This window comes from Flavobacterium taihuense, from assembly GCF_019351435.1.
GTDB lineage: Bacteria > Bacteroidota > Bacteroidia > Flavobacteriales > Flavobacteriaceae > Flavobacterium > Flavobacterium taihuense.
On sequence record NZ_JAHWYN010000011.1, the window covers coordinates 88,205 to 112,230 of the forward strand.

The window sequence follows — 24,026 nt, forward strand, 5'->3', positions numbered from 1 at the left end:
TAATACCAATACTGTTGGTATTTATAACCAATAAAACAGGTATTTAGCACTAATATTATTAGTCTTTATAGCTACTAATAGAGGTGCTTAATGCCTATTCTATTGGTCTTTGTAGCCAATAATAGAGGTTCTTTACACCAATACTATTTGTCTTTATAACCAGTAATAGAGGTAATTAATACCAATGCTATTGGTGTTTAATGCCAATAATAGAGTCTAATACATATTAAATAATGTTTGGAATTGTAGTTTTCAATTTTTGATAAATAAAAAAGAGATTATAAAAAATAAATTGTGTGATGGTTTTAAAAACAGATAAAAAATGAAAAAGACATTAATTATAATATTCATAAGCTCCATTTTTTTGGGCTATGGCCAAAAGAAAGAAAATAAAAAAGCCGTTGCAATTAAACCCAAAACTGAATTTGTAGCCGAGTTGTTATCAAAAATGACTTTGGATGAAAAATTGGGTCAGTTGAATTTACCAACATCGGGCGATATAACCACCGGTCAAGCCAATAGCTCTGATGTTGCAAAGAAAATCGAAGAAGGCAAGGTCGGTGGATTATTTAATATCAAATCAGTTCAAAAAATTAGAGAAGTACAGCGAATTGCAGTCGAAAAAAGCCGCTTGAAAATTCCTTTGATTTTCGGGATGGATGTAATTCATGGCTACGAAACAACCTTTCCTATTCCTCTTGGATTATCGTGTACTTGGGATATGAAATTAATCGAAAGAAGCGCTCAAATTGCCGCACAGGAGGCAAGTGCTGATGGAATCAACTGGACGTTTTCGCCTATGGTTGATGTTTCTCGTGACCCTCGCTGGGGGAGAATTTCCGAAGGTTCAGGTGAAGATCCATATTTAGGAAGCCAAATCGCAAAAGCAATGGTAAACGGTTATCAACAGCATGATCTTTCCAAGAATAATACAATTTTGGCCTGTGTTAAACATTTTGCCTTATATGGAGCGCCAGAAGCGGGTCGTGATTACAACACGGTTGATATGAGTAGAATAAGAATGTACAATGATTATTTCCCTCCCTACAAAGCGGCTGTTGATGCTGGAGTAGGTTCGGTTATGGCTTCTTTTAACGAAGTGGAAGGAGTTCCTGCCACTGGAAACAAATGGCTGATGACAGATGTTTTGAGAAAACAATGGGGATTTAAAGGTTTTGTGGTTACCGATTTCACTGGAATTCCAGAAATGATCGACCACGGTATGGGGGATCTTCAAACCGTATCAGCACTGTCACTTAATGCTGGAGTTGAAATGGATATGGTAGGGGAAGGATTTTTGAATACTTTGAAAAAATCATTGGATGAAAAGAAAGTTACTATTGAACAAATAAACAATGCTGTAACACTTATTTTGAATGCCAAATACGATTTAGGATTGTTCCAAGATCCTTATAAATATTGTGATGAAAAAAGATCAAAAACTGAAATTTTTACTGCAAGCAGTAGAGATGAAGCCAGAAAAACGGCCGCTCAATCATTGGTTTTGCTAAAAAATGAAAACCAATTATTGCCTTTGAAAAAAACGGGAACCATTGCTCTTATCGGACCATTGGCAGATGCCAAAAACAACATGTCAGGAACTTGGAGTGTGGCCACAAATGGAGAAAAATGTATTTCACTATTGGCAGGAATCAAAGAAGTAGCGGGCAAATCGACTAAAGTACTTTACGCAAAAGGAAGTAATTTAGACTATGACGAAACTTTTGAAACCAATGCAACAATGTTCGGAAAAACGTTGCACCGTGACAATCGCCCTAAAGAAGAATTAATAGCAGAAGCTTTAAATATTGCAAATCAAGCAGATGTTATTGTGGCTGCATTAGGCGAATCTGCCGAAATGAGTGGAGAGTGTAGTAGTAGAACTAATTTAGAAATTCCTCAAGCACAAAAAGATCTACTAAATGCATTACTTAAAACTGGAAAACCAGTGGTTTTAGTTTTATTTGATGGTCGTCCATTAATACTAAACGATGAAAACGCAACTGTTCCTTCTATTTTAAACGTTTGGTTTGCCGGTAGTGAAGCGGGTTATGCTATTGCCGATGTTTTGTTCGGAGATGTAAATCCTTCCGGAAAATTAACAACCACTTTTCCTAGAAGTGTAGGTCAATTACCAATTTATTACGCTCATAAAAATACAGGAAGACCTCTCTTGAACACAGAAGGCAAATTCGAAAAATTCAGATCTAATTATTTGGATGAAAGAAATGAACCATTATTTCCTTTTGGTTACGGATTAAGCTATACCAAGTTTAATTACTCAAACATGAAAATTTCATCGGATAAAATGAATTCGGTTGGAAAAGTAAATGTCAGCGTAGATATTGCTAATACTGGAAATTATGACGGAAAAGAAACGGTTCAATTGTATATAAAAGACGTGGTGGGTTCTGTAACCAGACCTGTCAGAGAATTGAAAGGTTTTCAAAAAATAGCCCTTAAAAAAGGCGAAAAACAAACAGTGACATTCGAAATTAGCACAGAAGATTTGAAATTTTACAATTCTGATTTGCAATTTGTTGCTGAGCCTGGACAGTTTGAGGTTTTCATAGGAGGAAACTCAAACGCAGATAATAAAGTTAGTTTTAATTTAATAAATTAAGCTTGGTTAGTTTGTTTGGATGCCCTTCGTTTTTGGTTAGACGAAGGGCTTTTTTTTAAAATTTAAAACCACTCAGCACTGAAAAACTGGGTAGTTATAAATTAAATAATTTTTTTAAAAGTTTCAAAAAATGAGAATACTATATTTAATATCACTGTTGTTACTATTGTTGTGCAACCAAATCGGTACGGCACAATCTAAAACCAATAGTATAGGAAAAACAAAATGGTTTGACCCAAATAAATCGGCTTCAACATATTGTAATCCAATCAATATCGGTTACAATTATACTACCGAAAACCACAATGGAATTCCAGATTCTCGTCGTTCGAGTGCCGATCCATTAATTATTGCCTATAAAGGAGATTATTACCTGTTTGCAACCAACCAAGCCGGATTCTTTTGGAGCAAAGATTTGTCGGATTGGAAATTTGTTTATGGTAGTTTTCAACGTAACCCTAGTGATGACGACCAATGCGCGCCAGCCGCTTGGGTAGTAAATGATACTTTGTTTTACGTAGGTTCAACTTGGAAAAAAGACCACCCAGTATGGAAAACTGCTGACACAAAATCGGGTCGCTGGGTTCGTCACGTCGATACCGCGATGTTGCCTACATGGGATCCTGCAATTTTTCAGGATGACGACAAAAAAGTATATATGTATTATGGCTCAAGCGGAAAATTACCGCTTTGTGGTGTAGAGGTAGATTACAAAACATGGTTGCCAAAAGGGAATCAGGCAGATTACGAAAAGTTATATACTGCAACCGAAGTTGAAGATATTCAACGTCCGTATGGTGAAATAAAAGCAGTCGTAGGTTTAGATCCTGCTAAACATGGTTGGGAACGCTTTGGACCTAATAACGATATGGAACCAGCTCCATGGGGAAATTTTATAGAAGGAGCTTGGATGACGAAACACAACGGTAAATACTATATGCAATATGGAGCTCCTGCCACCGAATTCAAGGGCTATGCCAATGGTGTTCACGTTGGGAATAGTCCGTTGGGGCCGTTTACGTACCAAAAACACAATCCAATGTCGTATAAACCAGGTGGATTTGTAATTGGTGCAGGACACGGAAACACCTTTGCCGATAACTATGGTAATTATTGGAATACCGGAACTTGCAAGATTTCAGTGAAAGATCGTTTTGAACGCCGTATTGATATGTTCCCTGCGGGATTTGACAAAGACGATGTCATGTATTCGATTACTTCTTATGGGGATTATCCAACTTTGTTGCCAAATAACAAACGGGATCAAACCAAAGGAGCTTTTTCAGGATGGATGTTGCTTTCGTATAAAAAAATAGCGACGGTGTCTTCATCAGAAGAGTGTATGGATGTACAAACACACAGAGTGGATACAGGTGGGAAAAAAGTATTTGAAAAAATCTGTTACAACCCCCAGAATTTAACTGATGAAGATATTCAATCTTATTGGTCGGCAAAAACAGATAAGCCAGGCGAATGGTTACAAATTGATTTGGGAAGAAAAATGAGGATTAATGCTTTGCAGATTAATTATGCCGATCATAAAGCTACGCAACATAACAAGGCAATGGATATTTATTATCAATACCAAATTTTTATGTCGGATGATAATCAAAATTGGACTTTGGTAGTCGATAAATCCAAAAGCGATAAAGATGCTCCTCACGATTATTTGGAATTAACAAAACCTATTGAAGCTCGTTATGTTAAGATGGTGAATATTCACAACGCATCAGGATTATTTGCCGTTTCTGATTTCCGTGTTTTTGGCAATGGATTGTCCGAAAAACCAAAATCAGTTACTGGATTTAAAGTGGATAGAAGTGTTGCGGATTCTCGTAATGCCATGATTAATTGGGATGCACAGCCTGACGCTGTCGGTTATAACATTTACTATGGAATTGCCCCTGATAAATTATACAACAGTATAATGGTTTATGAAGGGAGTTCATATGACTTCAGAGGACTTGACAAAGGTACAGGCTATTATTTTGCGATTGAAGCTTTTAATGAAAATGGAATTGGGCCTAAAACCAATCTTACTGTTTCGAATTAAATTTAGCATCAAAGAGAAATATCTGTTTAAAAAAACTATTACCAAAAAATCAATTCTTTAGATATTTTAAAGAATTGATTTTTTTTATAAAATCGAAAACGTTTTCGTCTTTACTACAAGGTGGTAGTTTGGTTTTATTTAGAATTTCATAATCTAAATAAGTATTTTTACTATCTATATAAATATACAACCAAATGAAGAAAATATTTTCTATTATTCTCGTTTTTGCTTTGAGTTTGCTACATGCACAAAGCGTTAAATCCCCTTCCAGCGCCCTTGAGGTCAATTTTAAATTAGTAAATAATGGGCAACCATCTTATACTGTAAATTACAATGGCAAACCCGTAATTGTAGAAAGTGCTTTAGGGATAAAACTCAAAGATAAAACTGCTCTTAATGCTAATTTTGAGATTCAATCTTCAAAAGCAGATACTTTCAATGAATCTTGGAAGCCTGTTTTAGGTCAAAAAGCATCAATTGTAAATCATTATAATGAACTTACCATTGCTTTGGTTCAAAAAGAAACCAATGTGAAAATGAACATTGTTTTTAAAGTCTATGATGAAGGTGTAGCTTTTAGATATGAATTTCCAAAACAAGAGAAGCTGAATTATTTCATTATATCTGATGAGGAAACCCATTTTAATTTGACCGAAGATTATAAAGCCTTTTGGATTCCTGGTGATTTTGATACTAATGAATATCCTTATAACGAAACCAAACTTTCTGAAATTGATAATGCTAAATTGGATAAAAATACAGGAATTGGGATGACAACCGATCTAGGTAAAAGCAGAGTTCAAGCTCCTTTAATGATGAAATCTCCTTCGGGTTTGTATGTCAATATATTTGAAGCTGCTGTTGTGAATTATCCAGTTATGCATTTGGATGTTGATGTTACCAATTATAAACTTACTTCACATTTGGTACCGAATGCAATTGGCGATAAAGCCTATTTGCAAGCAGCTTGTGTATCCCCTTGGAGAACAATTATGATAAGCAAAGATGCAAGAGATATAGTGGGTTCTCAAATGATTTTGAATTTAAATGAGCCTTGTAAACTTGACGATGTTTCGTATATAAAACCAATGAAATATGTTGGAATTTGGTGGGAAATGCATGTTGGAATATCTACTTGGGATTACGCAGGTTCACAAAATGCTCAAAATTTATCGTCTCAAGATTTAATTCCGACAGGTAAACACGGCGCAACGACAGCAAATACTAAAAAATATATTGATTTTGCTGCCAAAAATGGTTTTGATGGTGTATTAGTGGAAGGTTGGAATGTAGGTTGGGAAGACTGGGCAGGCAACTGGAAAGAAGAAGTATTCGATTTTACTACTCCTTATCCTGATTTCAATCTGGCAGAAGTTACGGCTTACGCCAAAGAAAAAAACGTAAAAATGATTATGCACCATGAAACTTCGGGATCTGTTGCAAATTATGAACGTCACTTAGATCGTGCTTTTGATTTGATGAAAAAATATGATTATCCAGCCGTGAAATCAGGTTATGTAGGGAAAATTATTCCTCGCGGTGAATTTCATGACGGTCAAACGATGGTGAACCATTTCAATTTTGTTGCAAGACGTGCTGCAGATTATAAAGTAATGTTGAATTCTCACGAATCGTCTCGACCAACAGGTTACAGTCGAACGTACCCAAATTATATTGCTGCTGAAGCCGCACGTGGTAATGAGTTTAATGCTTGGAGTAATGGTAATCCACCAAGCCACGAAACTATTTTGCCTTTTACAAGACAGCTAGGAGGACCGATGGATTATACTCCTGGTATCTTCGAAATCAAAATGAGTTTCTACGATAAAAATAAAAAAGAACAGGTTCATACTACTTTGGCTAAACAGTTAGCATTGTATGTAACGATGTATTCGCCTTTGCAAATGGCTGCAGATTTACCTGAAAGTTATGAAAAACGTATGGATGCCTTTCAATTTATCAAAGATGTGGCGCTGGATTGGGATGACACCAAAATTTTGGAAGCAGAACCCGGAGATTATTTGACTATTGCCAGAAAAACAAAAGGAAAAGAAACATGGTTCTTGGGAGCAATCACCGATGAAAATGCCAGAAAAACAGAAATAGCATTAGACTTTCTAACCAAAGGACAAAAGTATAAAGCCATTATTTATGAAGATGCCAAAGATGCCGATTGGAAAAATAATCCAATGGTTTATAAAATTAGAACTGTTGAGGTTACCAATAAATCTAAATTAAATTTGGTTTTGGCTCCTGGTGGAGGAACTGCTGTTAGTTTTGAACCAATTAAGTAATAAACTTAGTTGTGATTTCATTAAATCCTGCAAACTTTTAAAGTGTGCAGGATTTTTTTTTTGATTTTAACATCAATTTTATTTTAGAATTTCGAAATTGCACAACGATTAATTAAAACTATAAATTAAGAATAACCCAAAATGAAAAAAAAACTATTTCTTTCTTTACTTTTTGTAAATAGTGTTGCTTTGTTTGCCCAAAACAAAGACGAACAGTTTTTTAAGGAAATTTACAATTCAGCATTAACAAAATCACAATGTTATTCTTGGTTGGATCATTTATCAAATGATGTTGGATCTCGTTTATCTGGCTCTGTGGGAGCTGAAAAAGCGGTTCAATATACCAAAAGTCAAATGGAGGCATTGGGTTTTGATAAAGTTTTTTTGCAAGAGGTAATGGTGCCTCATTGGGTTCGTGGTGAAAAAGAAACGGCTTATATTCAAGATAATAAAACCAAAATTAAAGTGCCGATTTGTGCTTTGGGAGGTTCTGTAGCAACACCTAAAAATGGTATAACTGCCGAAGTGATTGAAGTTCATAGTTTTGAGGAAATGAAAGCTTTGGGAACGGATAAAATAAAAGGAAAAATTATATTTTATAACAGACCTATGAATGATGGGGCCATTGAAGCTTTTGATGCCTATTCTGGAGCGGTTGATCAACGATATGCCGGTGCGAAAGAAGCTGCGAATTTGGGAGCTGTTGGAACAATCGTGCGTTCAATGAATTTAAGACTGGATGATTATCCACATGCTGGAGGACAAAGTTACGGTGATATTCCAAAAGAAAAATATATTCCAACAGCTGCTATTAGTACCAATGGTGCCGAATTATTAAGCAAAACGTTGAAGAGTAATCCCAATTTAAAATTCTATTTCAAGCAATCTTGTCAGCAATTGGAAGATGCACTTTCTTACAATGTTGTTGGTGAAATTAGAGGAACTGAGCATCCAGAAAATATTATGGTTGTAGGTGGTCACCTTGATTCATGGGACTTGGCTGATGGTTCACATGACGATGGGGCGGGAGTAGTGCAAAGCATGGAAGTGATTAATATTTTTAAAAATTTAAAATACAAGCCTAAAAACACACTTCGCGTTGTGCTTTTTATGAATGAAGAAAATGGATTAAGAGGAGGAAAGAAGTACGAAGAATTGTCATTAGTAAATAAAGAAAACCATATTTTTGCTTTAGAGAGCGACGAAGGTGGTTTTACTCCAAGAGGGTTTTCATTGGAATGTGACGATTCTAACTTTAGTAAAATCACAAATTGGAAAGCTCTATTTGAACCTTATTTAATTCATAGTTTTATAAAAGGCCATACTGGATCAGACATCGGACCATTAACAGGGAAAAAGATTGTGAAAGCCGGCTTAAAACCGGATTCACAGCGTTATTTTGATTACCATCACGCAGCAAACGATAAATTTGATGCCATTAACAAAAGGGAGCTTGAACTTGGAGCTGGTACTATGGCAGCTTTAATCTATATGATGGATCAAAATGGCATCGAATAATTGGTTTTAAAACCAGCATAAAAGTAAATAAGAAACCTGTAAGCAATTCAAAAACTTACAGGTTTTCTTTTTAAAAAAAAAATTACTGATTTTCATGAATAAGTAGTAATTGAAAGTATAAGTTGTCATAAATAAATGTGAAATTCCAATTTTTTAAAACGTACTTACTTTTTAATACACAAAATTAATCCTACTTTAGCGTCTTATTAAAAGAAAAAAAATGATTAGCGAAGAACAGTTTCAAAACGAATTAATTAGCCTAATTGCAAATGCTATAAGAGAGGATGTTGGACCTGGTGATTATAGTTCATTAGCCTGTATTCCTTCAAGTGCGATGGGTAAAGCAAAATTATTGGTAAAAGAAGACGGTATTATTGCAGGAGTTGCTTTTGCAAAAATGATATTTGAATATGTAGATCCTAAAATGCAAATCGAAAACTTTATTGAAGATGGAACTCGAGTCAAAAAGGGAGATGTGATTTTTCATGTTTCAGGCAGTTCTCAATCGATTCTAAAGTCCGAAAGAGTAGTACTTAATACCATGCAACGTATGAGTGCCATTGCGACCAAAACGAATAGTTTTGTACAATTATTGGAAGGAACAAATACAAAAATATTAGATACTCGAAAAACAACTCCAGGATTTCGTGTGGCTGAAAAATGGGCAGTTAAAATTGGTGGTGGAGAAAATCACCGTTTTGCATTGTACGATATGATCATGCTAAAGGACAATCATATTGATTTTGCGGGTGGTATTACTTTGGCGATAGCCAAAACACAAGCCTATCTAAAAGAAAATAATTTAGACTTAAAAATTATCGTTGAAGCAAGGGATCTTGCCGAGATTGAAGAAATTTTGAAAAGCGATGGTGTACATAGAATATTGATTGATAATTTCAACTACGAAGATACTCGTACAGCAGTAGCCTTAATAGGAGACAAATGTCAAACTGAATCTTCGGGAAATATAACCGAAGAGACTATGCGTAATTATGCAGAATGTGGTGTCGATTACATTTCGTCGGGAGCTTTGACACATTCTGTTTACAATATGGATTTAAGCTTAAAAGCAATTTAATAGTATGAGTTTAATAATTGAGGCTAAACTCGAAAAAATACCCGTTATAAGAAACTTGGTGCATGTCTTGAAGAAGGTAAAAATGCCAGGTTTGGGAGGTTTTTCATTCTATGATTTGTTAGAATTGTATTTCGAAGGTATCATCGATGGAGCATTTTCCTATCATGCTAGTGCGGTTGCTTTTAGCTTTTTTATGGCTTTGTTTCCATTTGCATTGTTTATCCTTAACTTAATACCCTACATACCCATTGAAGGGTTTCAGGATGATTTCCTTCAATTTGTTAAGGAGGGTGTTCCTCCCAATACGTATGATGCGATTGCCAATATTATAAATGACATCCTTAATAATAGTCATTCTGGATTAATGTCTTCTGGGTTTTTGTTATCCATTTTTTTGATGGCAAATGGTATCAACGGTATTTTGGGTGGTTTTGAATCTTCCCGTCATGTAATAGAAAAACGAGGTTTTTTAAACCAATATTTTGTTGCTTTGGGGATTTCGTTAATTTTGTCAATTCTTTTGCTTTTGACTGTTTCGATTATTGTTGTTTTTGAGGTTTTTATTCAAAAAACAATTATTCAGGATGTATTAAGTGATCGAATTCCGTTGATTATTTTGGGAAGATATATTTTTGTGATTTTGATGATATTAATTACATCTTCAATTTTATTGAGATACGGAACAAAACAATCACATAAGCCTCCATTTATAAGTATAGGTTCGGTCTTTACAACTATACTGATTATTATATCCTCCTATTTTTTTGGGATTTGGGTGATTCGTTTTTCAAAATATAACGAATTATACGGCTCTATTGGAACATTGTTAATCATGATGTTTTACATCTGGATTAACTGCATGATTTTGTTACTTGGATTCGAATTGAATGCTACTATTCATAAACTAAGAAAAACAAATCGCAGTATTAAAGTTTAGTTATAAATAACATTGTTTATATGAAATTTTGTATTCTTGTCGGAAAGTAATCCAATTAGCAAAATTTCATTGTATTTTGGAATAAAAAAAAAGTGAGCCAATAATTTAAGAAAAAATGAAAAAAAGTATCATATTTAGTTTAGTTGTGTTTTTTGCTATGATTTTTAATGCCCAAAGCCAAACTGTTTTAGGGAAATGGAAAACTATTGATGACGAAACAGGTCAAGCTAAATCTATTGTTGAAGTTTATGAGAAGTCAGGTAAAGTTTATGGGAAAATTGTTGATATATTAAATCCAGAAAAAAGAAAAAATCTATGTTCTAAGTGTTCTGGTGAAGATAAAAATGCTCCAATTTTAGGCTTAATTATAATCAAAGGTCTTGTAAAGGACGGTGATGAATATAATGGAGGTAAAATTTTAGATCCTGTAAAAGGGGAAGAATATAAATGTCTTATCGCACTTGATGGGAAAGACAAACTAAAAGTAAGGGGTTTTGTCGGTGTTTCTTTGTTCGGAAGAACCCAATATTGGTTCAGGGTAAAATAAAAACGATTTATAACTTTAGTGGGTAAATCTAAAATATCCAATCTAAAACCTGTAATCTAAAATCTAAAATTATTCAATGCATTTTGTAGAAGTTGTTTTACCGCTTTCTCTTGCCAAAACTTTTACATACAGAGTTTCGGAAGCTGAATTTCTTTTTATAAAAAAAGGAATGAGGGTGACGGTACCTTTTGGGAAAAGTAAAATCTACACTGCTTTGGTCATTGAAATTCACAATAATAAACCTACGCTATACGAAGCCAAAGAAATTCATCAGATTTTGGATACTACTCCAATAGTAACCGATTTTCAAATTAATCATTGGATTTGGATCGCAGATTATTATATGTGTGCTATTGGTGATGTGTATCGTGGTGCCATGCCAAGTGCTTTGTTATTGGAAAGTGAAACGCTTATTACAAGAAAAAATGATGCAATTGTAGATGAACGTTTGCTTTCAGATGATGAATATCTAGTTTGCGAAGCTTTACAACAGCAGAGTTCATTAAAGGTTCAAGATATTATTTCAATTCTGAATAAAAAAAATATCTTTCCTGTTATTCAAAAATTGATTGATAAAAATATTCTGGTATTGCAAGAAGAAGTTCAGGAAAGTTACAAGCCAAAGTTGGTGCGATACGTTCGATTGCATTCAAAATATGATGATAGCGAAGGTTTAAAAGAGTTACTTGAAGTTCTTAAAAATGCCAATAAGCAAAAAAAAATAGTTTTAAATTATTTTCAATTAAGTGCCACTGAAAAGACTCCAATTACGGTTAAAAAACTGGTTGAAGCGGCTCAATCGTCATCGACTATTGTTAAAGCATTAGTAGAGAAAGAAATTTTTGAGGAATATTTTCTGCAAGAAGATCGAATCAATTTTGTTGGTAATGGAAGGGATGAAGAACTTCAATTGAGTACTGCTCAACAAAAGGCTTTTGAATCTATTAAAGAAAGTTTCGAGCAAAAATCTGTGTGTCTTTTACATGGAATTACTTCAAGTGGTAAGACTGAAATTTACATTAAACATATAGAGGAATATTTGGCTACAGGAAAACAAGTGTTGTATTTGTTGCCCGAAATTGCTTTGACAACTCAACTGGTTTCCAGATTGCGAGCGCATTTCGGAAATAAAGTGGCTGTTTTTCATTCAAAATATAGCAATAATGAAAGAGTCGAAGTTTGGAATCAGGTTTTGTTAAATGCAGAAAAAGCGCAGATTGTAATTGGGGCTAGATCGGCTTTGTTTTTACCTTTCTACGATTTGGGATTTGTGATTATTGACGAAGAGCATGAGCAAACGTTCAAACAATCAGATCCCGCACCTCGATATCATGCCCGTGATGCTGCTATTGTTTTGGCCAATGCGCATCAAGCCAATGTGCTTTTAGGATCCGCAACACCAAGTATTGAAACTTATTTTAATGCACAATCTAATAAATTTGGTTTTGTCCAGATTTCAGAGCGGTTTGGGAAAGTAAGTCTACCGGAAATAGAATTGGTAGATTTGAAAGACAAGTACTTTCGAAAAAAAATGAATGGTCATTTCAGTGATGTTTTAATCGAAGAAATCACGTCGGCTTTGTCATTGGGAGAACAGGTGATTTTATTTCAAAATAGGAGAGGTTATTCGCCAATTATCGAATGTATTACGTGTGGGCATGTACCACATTGTCAGTCCTGTGATGTGAGTTTGACGTATCATAAACATAAGAATCAATTGCGTTGTCATTATTGTGGGTACGCCATTTCAAAACCTACTCATTGTCATGCTTGTCACAGTGTTGACTTAATAACAAAGGGTTTGGGAACGGAGCAGATTGAGCAGGAGTTATTGACTATTTTCCCAAATGCAAAAGTTGGCAGGATGGATCAGGATACAACCAGAGGAAAATTTGGTTTCGAAAAAATTATTGATAGTTTTAAGAATCGGGAAATTGATATTTTGGTAGGAACCCAGATGTTGGCCAAAGGATTGGATTTTGATAATGTCAATTTGGTTGGAATTATGAATGCTGATAATATGTTGTATCATCCGGATTTCAGGGCTTTCGAAAGGAGTTTTCAAATGATGACTCAAGTTGCTGGGCGTTCTGGACGATCCGATAAAAAAGGGAAAGTAATTATTCAGACCTATAATCCTAATCACAATACCATACAACAAGTTACGAATAACGATTATGCTGGAATGTACAAGGAACAATTGTATGACAGGCAAATATATAAGTATCCGCCATATTTTAGAATTATAAAATTGACATTAAAACAACGTGATTTTGATAAACTTAAGGAAGGATCAATATGGTTGTATCAAGTGTTGAGCCAAAATTTGATTATGCCGGTTTTAGGTCCTGAAGAACCTGCAATTAGCAGAATCAGAAACGAATACATCAGAACTATCATTATTAAAATACCGCAAAGTACGTCGATGGTAAACGCAAAAAAAACTATTCAAAAGATACTGAATAGTTTTGAAGCGGTTCCGCAATACAGAACTGTTAAAGTTACTGTAAATGTCGATTTTTATTAAAAAAAAAGTAGAGTTTTAAGAATAGGCAAGTGCTTTTACTAAATCTTCTTTTTTGTTTCTGCTCAAAGGTATTTTAGTTACCCCAATTTCGGCAAATTTACTATTGAAGCGATCAATCTTATCAATATTTACAATGTAAGATTTGTGTACCCTTATGAATTTATCTTTTGATAAATCATTTTCGAAAGATTTCATTGTAGAAAGAACAAGATTGCTGTCATCTTCAGTAACAACTTTTACATAGTCACCAAAAGCTTCAATCCATTTGATTTTGGAAGTGAATATCTTTAATTTTTTTAGGTTGCTTTTGATGAATATATGTTCACCTTCGTCTTCCTTGTTTTCTTTCTTAAGAAGAAAATGATCAATGGCTCTGCGGACTGAAGCATTAAAACGCTCAATTGAAATTGGCTTTTGTAGGTAATCCGTTGCATCATAATCAAAAGCTTTCATAGCATATTCTGCTTTTGAAGTGATGAAGATAATCTGGGGTTTGGTTTTTAAACCGTCAAGGAAATCAAAACCACTAATGACTGGCATCTCAATATCAAGAAATATTAAGTCTACCGTATGAACCGTCATACAACTTTTAGCTTCTATTGCATTAGAAAAATCACCAATTAAATTTAAGTTAGTGTGATTATTAACTAACTTTGCAATAATCATTCTTTGAATCGAACTATCATCTACGACTACACAGTTTAGTTTCATAACATTTATTTTTTTTGATTTGGTAAAGTAAAAATAGTTTTTTTTTTGATTTAATTTCGAAAAATCAAATCTTTTTTCGTCATTCATCGATTATAGTATTTTTGTGCTTGCATGTTCCAAAAAAAAGATTACTTTTGCAGCCAATTTAACAAATAAATAAATTTTTTATGAATCATTATGAAACTGTTTTCATTTTAAATCCCGTTTTATCTGAAGTTCAGGTAAAGGAAACAGTAAGCAAATTTGAAGATTTTCTTACTAGTAGAGGAGCAGAAATGGTATCGAAAGAAGATTGGGGTCTGAAAAAAATGGCTTACGAAATTCAAAACAAAAAAAGTGGATTTTACCACTTGTTCGAATTCAAAGTTGCTGGTGAGGTTCTTATCGCTTTTGAAACTGAATTTAGACGTGACGAAAGAGTTATGCGTTTCTTAACTGTAAGTCTTGACAAACATGCTATTTCTTGGGCTGAAAGAAGAAGAGCAAAACTTAAATCTCAAAAAGCTTAATTATCATGGCAACATTACAACAATCTGCTTCAGGAAAAAAAGACGGGGATATCAGATATCTTACGCCTTTGAACATAGAAACTAACAAAACTAAAAAGTATTGTCGTTTCAAAAAATCAGGTATCAAATATATTGATTATAAAGATGCTGATTTCTTATTGAAATTCGTTAACGAACAAGGAAAAATTCTTCCTCGTCGTTTAACTGGAACTTCATTAAAATACCAAAGAAAAGTGTCTGTAGCTGTAAAAAGAGCTCGTCACTTAGCTTTAATGCCATACGTGGCCGATTTATTAAAATAATTAAAAATTAATGGTTGTTGGTTTTCTGAAATATGAAACCTAACTTCTCAAATAAAGGACAACAACATGGAACTTATTTTAAGAAAAGATGTTCAAAATTTAGGATTTAAAGATGATGTCGTAACTGTGAAAAACGGGTACGGACGTAACTTTTTAATTCCACAAGGATTTGCTCATTTAGCTACTTCTTCTGCAAAGAAAGTATTAGCTGAAAATCTAAAACAAAGAGCACACAAAGAAGCTAAAGTTGTGGCAGATGCAAAAGCATTGGCGGAAGCTTTAAAAGCTATCGAAATTAAAATTTCTGCAAAAGCGGGTGGTGAAAAATTATTTGGTTCAATTACAAACATTGATATCGCTGAAGCTTTGGCGAAAGGTGGTCAAGTAATTGATAGAAAATTTATCACTTCAGGTATTGTAAAACGTACAGGTAAATATAGCGCTTCTGTGAGATTGCACAGAGATGTTATTGTTGAATTACCTTATGAAATTATCGCTGAAAAATAACATTTTGTTAACATTTTGTTGGTAAAATTTAAAAATCACTCTTCGGAGTGATTTTTTTTTGGCTAATTTTGACCTCAAACACAACTAAATCTAAATAGATGAGAAAAATTATTACATTATTCTTTTTTGTTTTCGGACTCTTTGCGGTGTCTGGACAAACTACAACTTCGAGTATAAAAGGAGTTGTAAGAAACATAAAGGGTGAATCAGTTAGTGGGGCAACCATTAGTGCTGTTCATACTCCTACGGGAAGTAAATATTCTGCAATTTCAAATGCTGACGGAAGATTTAATATCCTTAATATGAGGGTAGGTGGTCCGTATAAAGTTAACGTGTCATATGTAGGGTCACGCAACGAAGAATTTAAAGATGTTTTTCTTGAATTAGGTAAAGCGTATAATCTGGAAGTCGTTTTGACTGATGAAAGTCAACAATTACAAGAAGTTAAAGTGGTTACTGTTAATAGCAAAGTTTTTCAAAACAGTAAAACTGGAGCTGAAACTACAATTGGCAGAAAAGAATTAGCAACTTTGCCGTCTATTTCCAGATCTGTGCAAGATTTTACACGTTTGGAGCCAACAGCGAGTGGAGGTTCTTTTGGAGGAAGAAACGCTCAATACAATAATTACTCCTTGAATGGAGCGGTGTTTAACAATCCTTTCGGATTAGATGCTCCAACTCCTGGCGGGCAAACAGGTTCTCAGCCAATTTCATTGGATGCCATCGATCAAGTCCAAGTCGCTACAGCTCCTTATGATGTGACTTTGTCCGGTTTTACGGGGGCTTCCGTAAATGCGGTAACTAAATCAGGCTCAAATGAGTTTCATGGAACGGCCTATGGTTATTTCAGAAATGAGAGCATGACAGGAGACAAAGTGCATGGTGAAAATATTTTTGTTCCCTCTTTAGAGCAAACTCAAGCTGGTTTTAGTATCGGTGGGCCAATTATCAAGGATAAATTGTTTTTCTTTGCTAATTATGAAATCGACCAAAGAACCGATTCAGGGTCAAATGTGGTTGCAAACGATGGTAATACTACAACGGGTGTAAACGAATCTAGAGTTTTGGCTACAGATTTGATGCATGTTTCTACTGAATTGGATAAATTAGGTTATAAAACAGGACCTTACGAAGGTTTTACCCATAATCAAGATTCTAAAAAAGGGATCGTGAAATTGGATTGGAATATTAATGATAACAATAAGCTAGCAGTTATCTATAACTTCCTAGATGCTTCAAAAGATAAGCCAGCTCACCCAACCGCAATATTTCGTAGAGGCCCTGATGCCAATACTATGCAATTTGAAAATTCTGGTTATGAGATGAATAATAAGATTAATTCAGTTTTAGTTGAATTAAATTCTAAATTTAGTGAAACGGTTTCTAATAAGTTGCAGGCAGGTTATACACATTTTAATGATTTCAGAAATCCTTTTTCTGCTCCTGCTCCAGTAATTACAATTACAAAAGATGGTTCTCCATATATAATTGCAGGACATGAACCTTTTTCTATTCATAACACATTAGAACAGAATGTTTATCAAATTACGGATAATTTGAATATAGTTAAAGGCGATCATGTTTTTACTGCTGGTTTTTCATTTGAAAAATTTATGTTTAAAAATTCTTTCAACTTGAAAGGATATGGTTTTGATGTTTTTGGAAGTGTTGATATGACTGGTTTTGATGCTAATATTGCAAACGGTTATTATGCTGGTCAGCTTGCGGCAGCTCAAAATACTTTTGACACAAAAAATGGATTAAAACCGGGTACCGATGGAGGATGGAATTTAGCTGAATTAAATGTGGGCCAATTGGCATTTTATATTCAGGATGAGTGGAATATTAATGACAATTTTAAATTGGATTTTGGTTTGAGAGCTGATAAACCTTTATATTTTAATACTTCGGAGTTAATTCAAAAGTTTATTGATACCGATAATTCTGAAGGATATGTTCCAGGTATTAAATATTATGATCCAAAGACTGGTGCTGATCATTATTTTGATTCAACAAAATTACCAGGAAATGCTTTGTTATGGTCTCCTAGATTAGGATTCAATTGGGACGCAAATGGAGATAGTACTACTCAATTACGTGGAGGAACTGGTATTTTTACAGGAAAACTTCCATTTGTTTGGATTGGAAATCAAGTAGGAGGAATCGATCCGTTTTTCTATGAGGTGGTTGATGAGAATTTTAAATTTCCACAGGTTTGGAGAACAAGTTTAGGTTTTGACCATAAATTTGAAAATGATTTCATTGTAACAATTGATTTGTCTTACAATAAAGATATAAATGCTGTCCATGTTCAAGATTGGGGATTGAAACAACCAACTAGCCAATTAGTAGGTGCAGATAATAGAGCAATATATGGAGCTTCTGATTATGGTGTGTGGACTGACTATGGTTTTCCCGCTAGAGCCCATGCGTATGTTTTAACAAATTCTGATAAAGGAAGTGCATTTAACTCTTCTATAAAAGTGCAAAAGAATTTTAAAAATGGTTTATATGCTAGTGTGGCTTATAATTATTTGAAATCATTAGATGTTAATTCTATTGAAGCTGAAATTACAGGTGATGCATTCAATTTTAATCCTGCTTTAGGAAATGTAAATAATGATGTTCTTTCTAATTCTAAATATGGAGATAACAATCGTTTCGTTGGTGTAGGTTCAAAAAAATGGAAATATGGAAAAAATAAATGGGCTACAACTGTTTCTACAGTATTCGAATATGCTCAAGGAGGGCGCTTTAATTATACCTACGGAGGAGATATTAATAATGATGGTTCTGCTGGAAATGATTTACTTTATATTCCAACTTCGGCACAAATTAGTACGATGAATTTTTCTGGTGCAGGTCAGGCAGTTGCTTATGACAATTTTATCAATCAAGATGATTATTTAAGTGACAGAAGAGGTCAGTATGCGGAACGTTATGGTGCTTTGTCTCCATGGAGAGGAAAATGGGATATGAAAATATTGCAAGATTATAATTTTAAAGTATCGTCTGCTTCTGATAAAACAAATACAATTCAATTCAGTATTGATATTTTAAATTTCAGTAACTTATTAAATTCTGATTGGGGATTGGTTCAAGTTCCTGTAAGTGTACAGCCAATAGGTGTGACTGTTGATGCTGCTACAAATATTCCAACTTACACTTTCAATGGAACACAAACTAAAACATTTGCATACGATTCTAGTTTAGCTTCTAGATGGCAAATGCAATTTGGAATTAGATATATTTTCTAAAACAAATAAACAATTATCTAAAAAGGCCTTCTTTAAAAAGAAGGCTTTTTTTTGATCTAAAAAGTATAAATTTGCATTTTAAATTATATTAGTAGAATTTAACAATAGTACATGAAATACACCAGACTTACAAAAGAACAATTTGAAGAGTTAACACAAGAATTTACTAATTTTTTAGCAACTCAGGCAATTGATAAAGCAGAATGGGACAAAATTAAAGTCGAAAAACCAGAAGTAGCCGAACAGGAATTGGATGTTTTCTCGGATTTGATTTGGGAAGGCGTGCTTACAAAAGCTACTTATTTGGAATTTTTTTCCAAAAATCATATTTTTCTTTTTCATTGTTTTGATACACATGTAAAATCGATCGTTTTAAAATCATTGATTCCTGAAACTGATTTTTTGACAAAAGAGGGTTTGGAATGGCTTAGTGATAATATGTTTACAGAAACAATTGAAATGAAAGTGGGTAAAAAAGAATTTACTGAAGAGCGAAATCTTTCTATTTTTCAATTGATACAACAAGGCTCCTTTTTGAGTGATGGTCAATTATACAATCAAATTAATTCGATTATCGAGGGATAAATTTGATTTTTACAGTTTAAATTGGTTATTTTAGTAGATTATTTAATACACTAAAATAGCCAATTTTTTGTTTTATGGATATACTGCAAACCATCCAAACACTTAGGGAAGAACTCAATCTACACAATCATAATTATTATGTGTTGGATAAACCAACATTGTCTGATTATGAGTTCGATATGAAATTAAAGGAACTTCAAGATTTAGAAAATAAACATCCCGAATTTTTTGATGCTAATTCTCCAACACAGAGAGTAGGAGGAACAGTGACTAAAAATTTTGAAACTGTTCCGCATGAGTATCGCATGTATTCTTTGGATAATTCCTATTCCAAAGAAGATTTGATTGATTGGGAAAATCGAATTCAGAAAGTTTTGGGCGATGTACCTTTAGAGTTTACTTGTGAATTGAAATATGATGGAGCTTCGATTAGTATCACTTATGAAAACGGAAAATTAAAACGTGCAGTGACTCGTGGTGATGGTTTTCAGGGTGATGATGTGACCAATAATATAAAAACAATCCGGTCTATTCCTTTGCAGTTGAAAGGGAATTATCCTGAGCAATTTGCTATTCGAGGTGAAATTATTTTACCTTTCGCCGGATTCGAAAAAATGAATCAGGAATTAATCGAAATTGGCGAAACTCCTTATTCTAATCCAAGAAATACTGCTTCTGGAAGTTTAAAATTGCAGGATAGTGCAGAAGTGGCAAAACGACCTTTGGATTGTTTGCTTTATTTTTTAATTGGACCAAATTTACCTTTTAGTACTCAATTTGAAGGACTGGAAGTTGCTAGGAATTGGGGATTCAAAGCTCCAACCGAAGCCAAGTTGGCAAAGAGCATGAGTGAAGTTTTTGAGTTTATTGAATATTGGGACGTACATCGTCATGAATTGCCTTATGAAACGGATGGTGTGGTTATAAAAGTAAATGATTTTCGCCATCAAGAAGAGTTGGGTTATACGGCCAAATCGCCGCGTTGGGCAATTGCTTATAAATTCAAATCAGAGCAAGTTTCCACAAGGCTTAATTCTATTTCGTATCAAGTCGGTAGAACCGGAGCTATTACACCTGTTGCTAATCTTGAGCCTGTGCAATTAGCGGGAACTATTGTGAAACGCGCTTCGTTGCATAATGCTGATCAGATTGAGAAACTTGATATTCGAATACATGATACTGTTTTTGTTGAAAAAGGGGGAGAGATTATTCCTAAGATTATAGCTGTGGATCTAAGCAAACGTCCCGATAATTCAGAGCCTACAAAATATATTACCCATTGTCCTGAGTGTAATACCGAATTGATTCGTGGTGAAGGAGAAGCCAATCATTACTGCCCGAATTTTTATGGATGCCCTCCACAAATTATTGGAAGAATTCAGCATTATATTTCTAGAAAAGCAATGGATATTGAAGGGCTTGGTGGAGAAACGGTTGCGTTACTTTTTAATAACGGATTGGTGCATAATTACGCCGATTTGTATGAATTGACAGTTGAGCAAATTCTGCCTTTGGAGAGAATGGCGAAAAAATCGGCTGAGAATTTAGTAAAGGGAGTCGAGAATTCTAAAAAGATTCCTTTTGAAAGTGTTTTGTTTGCTTTGGGAATTCGGTTTGTAGGAGAAACTGTTGCCAAAAAGCTGGCGAAACATTATAAAAACATTGATGCGTTGCAACAAGCAACTCTTATGGATCTGATCATGGTGGATGAAATTGGAGAAAGAATCGCTCAAAGCGTGATTGATTTTTTTGAAAATGATGAAAATAAAATCATCATCGAAAGATTAAAAAGTTACGGTGTACAATTTGAAATTATCGAAAAAATTAATCCAAATGCAACCGAGAAATTCTTAGGTAAAATTTTTGTTGTTTCAGGGGTTTTCTCTTCTTTTTCAAGAGACGAATTAAAGAAAACAATTGAAGATAATGGTGGAAAAGTAGGGAGTTCTATATCAGCTAAGACTGATTTTGTTGTTGCCGGAGATAATATGGGACCAGCTAAATTGGAAAAAGCGAACAAACTTAATGTAACAATAGTTTCAGAAGACCAATTTGTAACTATGTTGAATGAAAGCTAGTACGCCGTCACTAATTTTGTTTTTTGCAACTTCTGCTTTGGTTGTACTGTTTAAATTGTTGAACTATGATACTTTAGTGTTATGTGGTAAATCAATTATAATTCCCTCTTTATTTATCTATTATTTGGTTTCAAACAATTATAAATTATCAGGTTTGAAGGCGGTTGTTTTCTTGTTGCTATTTATTAGAGATATATTTACCACACTGAATATCAATAAATCTGCAATGGGATCTTTCATATGCGTTTTGATCGTTTATATTTTGCTTTTATATTTTGCTCTGAAAGATTTTAAATATTTAAAATTCAAATTTAGAGATAATATTTTTATTGTTATTTTGATTTTAACAATAGGGACGATTTGTTATTCTGTTTTAAATTTAAAGCTTGAAAACTTAGAGCTTGATTTCTCATTATATGTGGTTTTTGGGATAATTTTAAGTGTCCTGAGCATTGTTTCGATTATAAACTATAATAAAAATGGGAGTTATGCTTTTTTTAATGCTATGTTGATGTGCATTTGTTTTATAATTACAGATATCTTTTTTGTCCTGTATAAGTTCTATTTTTATAACTATGTTTTTATATTAACTAGTATAATAACTCAGTTTTTATCGTACTTTTTTTTGGTAAATTATTTTATAGAAAAAGATAAAGTAATTGAGGATTTAAGCGATTATTGATTTTGCTTGAGTTGCTTTTTGCTTATTGAGATTATGATAAAAAGCATTTTTGACTATTTTTTTTCTTGATTAGATTGAGTTCTTTCTCGAAATCTTTATTTGTTTTTTATAAAGTGTTCTAAAGTTTTTAATTTCAATATTTTACTTTTTATTCTGGGTAATTGGAATAAGATTGCTTTCATTTTTATTACTGAATAGTTTTTGGTTCGGCAAAACAACAACAAAATAACTGTTAAGAATATAACAAAAAGTTTTAAAAGGTCGTTATAGTTTTTTAGATTTACCATCTTAAATGTAACTTAAATATTTAAATTTGTAACCTCGTAAATATTATGTTTTTAAAATGCTTAAAGAGCTTTCTTTTAAATAAAACTTTAAAAAACATCCTGTGTAATGTTAAGGAGGAATCATTAAATTTTCCTATTACACGAGTTGGTTTGATTATAGATGAAAGCCTTTTTTTTGAAACAGCTGCTTTAAAACAAGAAATTGTTTCTTATGGACTTAAGGAAGAAAGTGTGAAAGTTATTGTTTATAGAGATGTTTTAAACAGTAAAGCAGTTTATTCTGAGCCTACATTTGGGTTAAAAGATTTAAATTTTAAAAGCGAGTTTACACAACAGCCAATAAATGAGTTTATCTTGGATGAATTTGATTTGTTGATTAATTATTATAATGAAGAGAAGCCTTTTTTGTTGCTTTTAACACATAAAACTAAAGCAAAATTTAAGGTTGGTTTTTCATCTGTTGATAAAAGACTTAATCATTTTTTAATAAACATTGATTTAGGGAATTACAAAGGGTTTACTCATGAGTTATTCCGATACTTAAAAATATTAAACAAACTATAATTAAAATTATGCAATCATTAATAGGAACAGGAGTTGCTCTAATTACACCGTTTAACAAAGATTTTACAATAGATATTGAGGCTTTAAGAAGAGTTGTGAATTTCTCAATAGACGGCGGAATAGAATATCTTGTTGTATTGGGGACTACTGCAGAAAATGCAACCTTATCACAAGAAGAAAAAGAGTTGGTGATCGATACCGTAATTGAAGTGAATGCAGGTAGATTGCCATTGGTTCTTGGTGTAGGAGGAAATAATACTTTGAATGTTGTTGAGGAGTTACATGCGAGGGATCTGTCTGCTTTTGTTGCTATTTTATCTGTCTCTCCGTATTACAATAAGCCAACACAGGAAGGGATATATCAACATTTTAAAGCTGTTTCTCAAGCTTCACCTATTCCAGTGATTTTGTATAATGTTCCGGGAAGGACTTCAAGTAATATATTGCCTTCTACGGTTCTTAGATTGGCAAATGATTTTGAAAATATTGTGGGGATAAAGGAAGCTGCTGGCGATTTGGTTCAAGCGATGCAGTTGTTGAAAAATAAACCTAAAGATTTCTTAGTGATTTCTGGTGATGATATGATTGCTCTGCCAGTGGTTTTAGCTGGAGGGGCAGGAGTTATTTCTGTAATTGGTCAGGGTTTTCCAAAAGAGCTTTCAGAAATGATTCGATTGGGTTTGAACAGAAAAGTAGATGATGCTTTTAAATTACATTATTTGTTGGCAGATTGTATTGACATGATTTTTGAACAAGGTAATCCAGCTGGGATCAAAGAAGTATTCAGTATTCTTGGGATTACCGAAAATGTTGTTCGCTTGCCATTGGTTACTGTCGACGAATCTTTGTCAAATCGATTGGATATTTTTGTTAAAAAAATGGTAAAAAACACTTAAATTAGAGCCCTTTTTTTTAAACAAAGAAATATTTTGTAATAGCTAAATTAATAACTAAATTTGCCACCTAG

At 33.5% G+C, this 24,026-nt stretch carries 18 protein-coding genes; 17 read left to right on the plus strand and 1 reads right to left on the minus strand.

The window, feature by feature from the left end; translation table 11 throughout:
* Positions 1-322: 322 nt before the first annotated feature.
* The 8 genes from bglX to priA all read left to right on the plus strand — a co-directional run bounded on the left by bglX (position 323) and on the right by priA (position 13,577).
* Positions 323-2,623, plus strand: a complete 2,301-nt coding sequence (gene bglX, locus KZH69_RS13190) for a beta-glucosidase BglX (RefSeq protein WP_219317941.1) — start codon at positions 323-325, stop codon at positions 2,621-2,623.
* A gap of 130 nt (positions 2,624-2,753) precedes the next feature.
* Positions 2,754-4,676 (plus strand): discoidin domain-containing protein, encoded by a 1,923-nt coding sequence (locus tag KZH69_RS13195; protein WP_219317942.1) that lies wholly within the window; start codon positions 2,754-2,756, stop codon positions 4,674-4,676.
* Positions 4,677-4,870: 194 nt separating this feature from the next.
* A complete protein-coding gene (locus KZH69_RS13200) occupies positions 4,871-6,970 on the plus strand; it encodes a glycoside hydrolase family 97 protein (protein ID WP_219317943.1) in 2,100 nt (699 codons plus the stop codon).
* Positions 6,971-7,111: 141 nt separating this feature from the next.
* The gene (locus KZH69_RS13205; RefSeq protein WP_219317944.1) at positions 7,112-8,488 is read left to right on the plus strand and encodes a M28 family peptidase; all 1,377 of its coding nucleotides are present in this window, start codon (positions 7,112-7,114) and stop codon (positions 8,486-8,488) included.
* A gap of 220 nt (positions 8,489-8,708) precedes the next feature.
* Positions 8,709-9,566, plus strand: coding sequence for a carboxylating nicotinate-nucleotide diphosphorylase (gene nadC, locus KZH69_RS13210; protein WP_219317945.1), 858 nt, complete (start codon positions 8,709-8,711; stop codon positions 9,564-9,566).
* Positions 9,567-9,570: 4 nt separating this feature from the next.
* Positions 9,571-10,503: a YihY/virulence factor BrkB family protein gene (locus KZH69_RS13215; RefSeq protein WP_219317946.1), complete on the plus strand. Its 933-nt coding sequence runs from the start codon at positions 9,571-9,573 to the stop codon at positions 10,501-10,503.
* 115 nt (positions 10,504-10,618) lie between these two features.
* A complete protein-coding gene (locus KZH69_RS13220; RefSeq protein WP_219317947.1) occupies positions 10,619-11,050 on the plus strand; it encodes a DUF2147 domain-containing protein in 432 nt (143 codons plus the stop codon).
* A gap of 76 nt (positions 11,051-11,126) precedes the next feature.
* Positions 11,127-13,577 carry a replication restart helicase PriA gene (gene priA, locus KZH69_RS13225; RefSeq protein WP_219317948.1) on the plus strand — a complete coding sequence of 817 codons (2,451 nt, stop codon included), beginning with the start codon at positions 11,127-11,129 and terminating at the stop codon, positions 13,575-13,577.
* A gap of 15 nt (positions 13,578-13,592) precedes the next feature.
* Here priA and KZH69_RS13230 read toward each other — a convergent pair whose 3' ends face one another.
* Positions 13,593-14,288 (minus strand): LytR/AlgR family response regulator transcription factor, encoded by a 696-nt coding sequence (locus tag KZH69_RS13230; RefSeq protein WP_077370383.1) that lies wholly within the window; start codon positions 14,286-14,288, stop codon positions 13,593-13,595.
* A gap of 167 nt (positions 14,289-14,455) precedes the next feature.
* Here KZH69_RS13230 and rpsF point away from each other — a divergent pair, with 167 nt between their 5' ends.
* The 9 genes from rpsF (at position 14,456) to dapA (ending at position 23,955) form a co-directional block, all read left to right on the plus strand.
* On the plus strand, positions 14,456-14,797 hold the full coding sequence (gene rpsF, locus KZH69_RS13235) for a 30S ribosomal protein S6 (RefSeq protein ID WP_103806287.1): 342 nt from the start codon (positions 14,456-14,458) through the stop codon (positions 14,795-14,797).
* Positions 14,798-14,802: 5 nt separating this feature from the next.
* Positions 14,803-15,099 carry a 30S ribosomal protein S18 gene (gene rpsR, locus KZH69_RS13240; protein WP_007138295.1) on the plus strand — a complete coding sequence of 99 codons (297 nt, stop codon included), beginning with the start codon at positions 14,803-14,805 and terminating at the stop codon, positions 15,097-15,099.
* Positions 15,100-15,165: 66 nt separating this feature from the next.
* Positions 15,166-15,606 carry a 50S ribosomal protein L9 gene (gene rplI, locus KZH69_RS13245; RefSeq protein ID WP_219317949.1) on the plus strand — a complete coding sequence of 147 codons (441 nt, stop codon included), beginning with the start codon at positions 15,166-15,168 and terminating at the stop codon, positions 15,604-15,606.
* A 98-nt stretch (positions 15,607-15,704) separates the two neighbouring features.
* Entirely contained in the window at positions 15,705-18,863 is a 3,159-nt protein-coding gene (locus KZH69_RS13250) for a TonB-dependent receptor (RefSeq protein WP_219317950.1), read from the plus strand.
* A gap of 111 nt (positions 18,864-18,974) precedes the next feature.
* Entirely contained in the window at positions 18,975-19,448 is a 474-nt protein-coding gene (locus tag KZH69_RS13255; protein WP_219317951.1) for a DUF6495 family protein, read from the plus strand.
* Positions 19,449-19,522: 74 nt separating this feature from the next.
* Positions 19,523-21,526, plus strand: coding sequence for an NAD-dependent DNA ligase LigA (ligA, locus tag KZH69_RS13260; protein WP_219317952.1), 2,004 nt, complete (start codon positions 19,523-19,525; stop codon positions 21,524-21,526).
* Entirely contained in the window at positions 21,516-22,208 is a 693-nt protein-coding gene (locus KZH69_RS13265) for a hypothetical protein (RefSeq protein WP_219317953.1), read from the plus strand. The genes ligA and KZH69_RS13265 overlap by 11 nt, the downstream gene beginning before the upstream one ends.
* Positions 22,209-22,540: 332 nt before the next feature.
* A complete protein-coding gene (locus KZH69_RS13270) occupies positions 22,541-23,059 on the plus strand; it encodes a DUF6913 domain-containing protein (RefSeq protein ID WP_219317954.1) in 519 nt (172 codons plus the stop codon).
* Between the two features lie 8 nt (positions 23,060-23,067).
* The gene (gene dapA / locus KZH69_RS13275; RefSeq protein WP_219317955.1) at positions 23,068-23,955 is read left to right on the plus strand and encodes a 4-hydroxy-tetrahydrodipicolinate synthase; all 888 of its coding nucleotides are present in this window, start codon (positions 23,068-23,070) and stop codon (positions 23,953-23,955) included.
* Positions 23,956-24,026: the final 71 nt, after the last annotated feature.

Bases quoted from the DNA above. Each gene is read 5' to 3' on its own strand.
- bglX (WP_219317941.1), top strand. From the start codon at position 323: ATGAAAAAGACATTAATTATAATATTCATAAGCTCCATTTTTTTGGGC.
- KZH69_RS13195 (WP_219317942.1), top strand. From the start codon at position 2,754: ATGAGAATACTATATTTAATATCACTGTTGTTACTATTGTTGTGCAAC.
- KZH69_RS13200 (WP_219317943.1), top strand. From the start codon at position 4,871: ATGAAGAAAATATTTTCTATTATTCTCGTTTTTGCTTTGAGTTTGCTA.
- KZH69_RS13205 (WP_219317944.1), top strand. From the start codon at position 7,112: ATGAAAAAAAAACTATTTCTTTCTTTACTTTTTGTAAATAGTGTTGCT.
- nadC (WP_219317945.1), top strand. From the start codon at position 8,709: ATGATTAGCGAAGAACAGTTTCAAAACGAATTAATTAGCCTAATTGCA.
- KZH69_RS13215 (WP_219317946.1), top strand. From the start codon at position 9,571: ATGAGTTTAATAATTGAGGCTAAACTCGAAAAAATACCCGTTATAAGA.
- KZH69_RS13220 (WP_219317947.1), top strand. From the start codon at position 10,619: ATGAAAAAAAGTATCATATTTAGTTTAGTTGTGTTTTTTGCTATGATT.
- priA (WP_219317948.1), top strand. From the start codon at position 11,127: ATGCATTTTGTAGAAGTTGTTTTACCGCTTTCTCTTGCCAAAACTTTT.
- KZH69_RS13230 (WP_077370383.1), bottom strand. From the start codon at position 14,288: ATGAAACTAAACTGTGTAGTCGTAGATGATAGTTCGATTCAAAGAATG.
- rpsF (WP_103806287.1), top strand. From the start codon at position 14,456: ATGAATCATTATGAAACTGTTTTCATTTTAAATCCCGTTTTATCTGAA.
- rpsR (WP_007138295.1), top strand. From the start codon at position 14,803: ATGGCAACATTACAACAATCTGCTTCAGGAAAAAAAGACGGGGATATC.
- rplI (WP_219317949.1), top strand. From the start codon at position 15,166: ATGGAACTTATTTTAAGAAAAGATGTTCAAAATTTAGGATTTAAAGAT.
- KZH69_RS13250 (WP_219317950.1), top strand. From the start codon at position 15,705: ATGAGAAAAATTATTACATTATTCTTTTTTGTTTTCGGACTCTTTGCG.
- KZH69_RS13255 (WP_219317951.1), top strand. From the start codon at position 18,975: ATGAAATACACCAGACTTACAAAAGAACAATTTGAAGAGTTAACACAA.
- ligA (WP_219317952.1), top strand. From the start codon at position 19,523: ATGGATATACTGCAAACCATCCAAACACTTAGGGAAGAACTCAATCTA.
- KZH69_RS13265 (WP_219317953.1), top strand. From the start codon at position 21,516: ATGAAAGCTAGTACGCCGTCACTAATTTTGTTTTTTGCAACTTCTGCT.
- KZH69_RS13270 (WP_219317954.1), top strand. From the start codon at position 22,541: ATGTTTTTAAAATGCTTAAAGAGCTTTCTTTTAAATAAAACTTTAAAA.
- dapA (WP_219317955.1), top strand. From the start codon at position 23,068: ATGCAATCATTAATAGGAACAGGAGTTGCTCTAATTACACCGTTTAAC.